Source organism: Mesorhizobium sp. M0854 (assembly GCF_040319815.1).
Classification (GTDB): domain Bacteria; phylum Pseudomonadota; class Alphaproteobacteria; order Rhizobiales; family Rhizobiaceae; genus Mesorhizobium.
In genome coordinates this window covers 1-728 of sequence record NZ_JAMYOL010000089.1, presented here as the reverse complement: position 1 = coordinate 728, position 728 = coordinate 1, and the positions used below count along the sequence as shown (strand labels likewise).

At 64.4% G+C, this 728-nt stretch carries 1 protein-coding gene; it reads right to left on the bottom strand.

What is annotated here, in order from left to right; all coding sequences use genetic code 11:
• Positions 1 to 32 precede the first annotated feature (32 nt).
• A partial coding sequence (locus NKH99_RS32660; RefSeq protein ID WP_353017985.1) for an IS256 family transposase occupies positions 33 to 728 on the bottom strand: 696 nt, incomplete at its 5' end.

Here is a 728-nt window from a genome sequence, read left to right as displayed (position 1 = left end):
TGTTTAGCGGAGCGGCGGACACATGACGGTGCTCAGGCGGCCAAGGCCCTCAGGCTCTCCTTCTTGTGCTCGCGCAGATGATCCATGTTGAGGTAGCGGGTCGCCTCGAGCCAGTTCTCGTGGATCTCCACCGCCAATGCCCGAACCAGCCGCAGACAGCTCCGCGGGTTGGGGAAGATGCGAACGACCAGGGTGCGCCGCTTGATCTCCTGGTTCAGCCGCTCCAGCATGTTCGTCGACTTCATGTGCTTGTGGTGAGCTAGCGGCAGCCGATAGAAGCTCAGCGTCTCCTCGATGTTATCTTCCACCCAGTTGACCAGCTTCGGGTATTTGGCCTGCCATTTGGCGATCCACTGCGCCAGGTCGCGTTTGACCTCGGCAAGGTCGCGCCGGTCGTAGAACCATCTGAGCTCCATCAGGCAATCGTCGTCGACCTTGCGCGGCACGTAGTCGAGCGCGTTTCTGAGGAAGTGCACGTAGCAGCGCTGCCAGACCGCTTCGGGCAGCACTTCGCGGATTGCCGCCCTGAGCCCCGGATGGTCGTCGGAGACGACGAACTCGACGCCGGCGAGCCCGCGATTCTTGAGCCCCGTCACGAACTCGCGCCAGCTCGAATGGCTCTCCCGGTTGGCCAGCTCCACGCCCAGAACCTGGCGCCGGCCCTCCCAATCCACGCCGATCGCCACCAGCACCGCCTGGCTGGCGATCACGCCCGCCTCGCGAGCCCG